Annotated in this window: 5 protein-coding genes; 2 read left to right on the forward strand and 3 right to left on the reverse strand. The window is 67.0% G+C overall.

Annotated features, from left to right (window positions below; all coding sequences use genetic code 11):
• Window positions 1-395 (forward strand): transposase family protein (locus AB0G14_RS34915; protein ID WP_357704944.1); only part of this gene is annotated, 395 nt, incomplete at its 5' end.
• 67 nt (window positions 396-462) lie between these two features.
• Window positions 463-1,392: an FAD-dependent oxidoreductase gene (locus AB0G14_RS34920; protein WP_357704952.1), complete on the forward strand. Its 930-nt coding sequence runs from the start codon at window positions 463-465 to the stop codon at window positions 1,390-1,392.
• A 766-nt stretch (window positions 1,393-2,158) separates the two neighbouring features.
• Here the strand turns inward: AB0G14_RS34920 and AB0G14_RS34925 are convergent.
• The 3 genes from AB0G14_RS34925 to AB0G14_RS34935 form a co-directional block, all read right to left on the reverse strand.
• Window positions 2,159-3,205, reverse strand: a complete 1,047-nt coding sequence (locus tag AB0G14_RS34925) for a hypothetical protein (protein ID WP_357704947.1) — start codon at window positions 3,203-3,205, stop codon at window positions 2,159-2,161.
• An 88-nt stretch (window positions 3,206-3,293) separates the two neighbouring features.
• Complete coding sequence (locus tag AB0G14_RS34930) at window positions 3,294-3,770, reverse strand: hypothetical protein (RefSeq protein ID WP_357704950.1); 477 nt, start codon at window positions 3,768-3,770, stop codon at window positions 3,294-3,296.
• Window positions 3,771-3,905: 135 nt separating this feature from the next.
• On the reverse strand, window positions 3,906-4,067 hold a 162-nt coding region (locus AB0G14_RS34935), incomplete at its 5' end, for an integrase core domain-containing protein (protein ID WP_357704954.1).

Raw genomic sequence — 4,067 nt, forward strand, 5'->3', positions numbered from 1 at the left:
ACGAGTACGGGGCGACCCTGTGGTGCGGTGGACACCGGCCAGGCCGGATGCACGACACCACCGCCGCCCGCGTCGAGGGCATCGACGCCCTGCTGAACGCCTACCCGCAGGTGACGGTGCTGGTCGACGCCGGCTACCAAGGCCTGGCCAAGGACCACCCCGACCAGGTCACCGCTCCGCCGCTGAAACTACGCCCCGGCGCACCACCCGCACGTCAGCACGCGTGGGAAGCAGAGCGTAAACACCAGTCCTCACAACGCATTTCTGTCGAACACGCCATTGCGGAGCTGAAATGGTGGCGACAGCTTCAACGCTTCACCGGCCGCCGTGAGCTTCTACCCGAGACCATTGACGCGGTCGCCGGCTTGGTATCCGACCGCATGATCACCTGGTAACCAATCCACATCACGGCAGCCCACAAGCCCTGGCAATTGCGCACGAGATCGTTACTTCCCGGGTCGGATCGAGGATTCGCGGCTCGCCGCAGCCAGCCTCGATGAGTATCTCCGCCTGGACGTCGTCTCCGGTGTTGCTCCGGACCTGGTGGCAACCGGCTTCATGGTGGCCGTGACCAAGGAGGCCGACGTCGACCGGCTGGAGCAGGAACTCGACGCTCAGCGGGCGGTCGGCGTGGAGGTAGACATCATTACCGCCGCAGAGGCTGGTCGCCGTAACCCGTGGCTTGCCACGAACGGAGTCCTCGCGGCGATCTGGTCACCACAAGCCTTCTCGTGCAGCCCCGAGGCCATCGTGAAGGGGTATGCAACAGCGGCCCGGCAACGCGGTACCCGGTTCCTACTCCGCACGACGGTGACAGGAATCGACCTGCCGACCGGTCGGGTCGACACCACCGCCGGCCCACTTCACACCGACTTCATCGTTTGCGCCGCCGGTCCGTGGAGCGGTGACGTCGCGAACCTCGCCGGGGTGCGGCTGCCGGTCGCACCCAGAGAGTCCGAACTGATGATCACAGATGCCGTTCCCGATCGAACCGTCATCCCGTTCACACTGCACTTTGAATCCGCGCTGCGGGTACGTCGGCTCCAGGAGCCGTTCCTCATCGGCCTGGAAGGGGTTCCGAAGCAGGGCAGCGATCGTCCGAAATGGCACCGCGCCGTCGCCACCGAGTTCGCCGCGCGGTATCCCCGGCTGGCGGATCTCGGCCTGCACACAGCCTGGACGGGGACGCTTGACGTCGCCGACGGACGCACGGCTTACATCGGCGCTGAGGGCCGCTTCCTGTACGCGGCCGGCTTCTCGGGGCGAGGGCTCTGCCAGGCGCCGGCCGCCGGCCGCATCGTTCGCGACCTCTGCCTCGGCGCGGAAATCCCTGGCCTGTCACGCTTCTCGATAAATCGGCCTCTCGCATCTGTCGCCACGCCAAACGCTTAACCCGATCCGCTTGCTTCGCTTGTGCCCGCCAACCCCATGCCCCATGCATGGCGGTGTCGCGCCTGCGGCGAGCCTTCGACGACACCCCGCTCGACGGCGTCGACATGATCCAGACCGTGATGAAGCGCGGCTACCGGCTGGCGGCCTGATGGCCTGGCGGCCGGCCGGCCGAGCGTGCGTCAGATCGCCCGACCGGACCGGCGTCCACCCGACGGATCGCCCTCGCACCGCCGGCGAACAGCCCACCCGGGCGTCCGTTGTGGGCGCGCCGGGCGTCACACCGCCCTCCGGCCCGGATGACACCGCGGTCTCGAAGGACCTGACGGTCGTCTTGGATCTGCTGGGCTCGGAGCGACTGCGGGAATGGGGCAGGCGCGCGTGGGAACCCGTTCAAGGACCTGCGGACGTGGGCAGAGGCAAGAAATCTGTGGCGTCGCTGAGGTCACACCTCACAGGAAATCTGCGCCGTGACCTCACCGTGCTCTGCGTGACCTCACGGACGCGACACCGCCACTGATCAAGAACGCTGCGCTCGCGGGGCGGGAGCCATCGGGCTTCGTAGGTTGATCATTACTCCGTGCCACGACGGTCGATGAGGTGAGTCTGATAGCTGACGGCGACGCGGTGCGCGGCGTCCGTACCTGTTCACTGCGGGTCGCCGAGGTGGCTGACCTCATCGCCGAGCAGCAGTGGCACGTCATAAACCGACAGGTCCGGCCGGAACCTGGCGTATCGGCGGCCTGGCGCATGGCCTGCGGCTGCCGCCTCACGCCGTTGCCGCCGGGCCGCTCGCAAGCTCGGCTGTGCGGCGCATCGCAGCGTCGGCCGCCGCAGGGTCGCGTCGCCCGAGGCCGCAGCTGGTCGCGATGTCCACTTGGCGGCCGACCATTCGCTCGATGAGGTTGCGAACGTGGACTTGGGCCACGAGGTCTTGGCGCTCGTGCGCGCAGCCGGCGATGAAGCGTGTCGTGGTCGGAAGCCGGAGCCCCGCAAGCGGCCGGTACCAGCGAGGGTCGGTGGGCGGTGGCTCCACCGCAGCGGAGAACGGCGCATGAACGAACTCCAACGGCCTGCCCGCAGGCCACTCTGCCGCGATGGCGTTGGCAAGGCGCACTAAAGGGCCACTATCCCTCACCCGCGCGAGTGCCCGATGTTGCAGGTCTCCGACGCAGAGGTGGATGCCGAAGCGGGCGCCCTCGGGCGCCTGCCGAGCCAGGCCCACGATCCCGCGTGCCAGGTAGCCCGCCACAACCGACTGACTGAAGCGCGGGACACTCGCCACGAAAACCAACTCGGCCGGTACCTCGATCTGGAACACCACCTGGTCCCCAGCCTCGGCATGGATCGCGCGGATCTCGCGCAACGTGGCATCAGTGAACGCCCTCCGATGCCGAAGCGCTCTAGCAGGACCCAAGGCGAACATCGCCAAATTGAGATCGCCCGGCACGCCTACCTGGAACGGCAGCTCCGTTCGGCCATGCGCCTCGGCCAGCTCTCGGTAAATCGGATAGCTGTCGCGGAAGGCCGCTTCGATGCCCACCTTGATGTCGTCACCTCGCAACGCGTGGCCCCGACGTACCCTGAACGTTGGTGTCTTGCCGTAGTCCGACCAGTCGCCGTCACGCGTCAACTCGAAGTCAGGGTGAGTGCGGAGCTCCTCCACGATGTGCTGCACCCAATTCGGGCGTTGCGTTTCACCGTCGGGCACCATGTCGAGGCTGTCCCCTAGCTGCGACAGAGCCCATTGCATCGCACCCCGGGGGCTCTCGGCCGGGATCGTGCCAACCAGATGCGTCTTTCGGGTATTCTTCACCCTTATCCCTTCCTTCATCCCAACCGTTCCGTGCCCCGGCCTGCTGGCGACCTCCGGCCGGCCCGGCCGGCGACGTGGTGGAAGGTTGTCAGGGCCCCACCACGCGGCACGAGCAAGGCGCTAGTACCAACTCCACAGTTGCTTTGTCGCAGCTCATAGGCATGATTCGCGTCGGGTCAGCGCCAGTCGTGTAGCCGCCGATGTCGATGATATCCGTCGTGCGAGTTCGTTGACCGTATCGTCTGTCTGTTGTGGTCCGTGTCTGGCCGGGGCGCAGGCTGTCGCACTTGGGTTGGTCGACGAGATTGTCGGGTGGCGGGCGGGTCTGGATGATTTGCTGGCGCGGTTTGCGCACCGTTTCGGACGTGCGGAGCCGCGCCGGCAGACGCTGAGCTACCTGAGCAAGCATCCGCTGCAGCAGCGGAGTCCGTCGCGCGTGAGGCCGGGCCAGATGCTCCACCTGTTCGACGAACGGCACCACCGGACAGGTGCCGGACACACACCTGAACCGGCGCATCACCAGCTCGATTACCAGCGCACAACCGCCCAGCGTGGTATCCGCCAACCGACGCAGATAACGGCAATGCACCCGTCGAGATGACGTACCGCAGCGTGGAGTACGTCCCCGGCGAGCACGGGAGTGCGCACGCACCCGCACCGAGCAGCTGTCGGGGCTTGACCCCTGATCCTGGACACGAGGTTATGCGGCCGGGGCCAGCGTAGCTGGCGCTGGCCGGGTGTTCTTTTCGTAGGTGATCGGTGGCTGTTGTCCGAGCCGGGAGTGGCGGCGGATGGTGTTGTAGCGGTGTAGCCACCGGAAGGCGGTGAGTCGTGCTTCGCGTTCGTCGGTGAAGGCGCGGCG

The organism is Micromonospora sp. NPDC023814 (assembly GCF_040639595.1).
Classification (GTDB): Bacteria; Actinomycetota; Actinomycetes; order Mycobacteriales; family Micromonosporaceae; genus Micromonospora.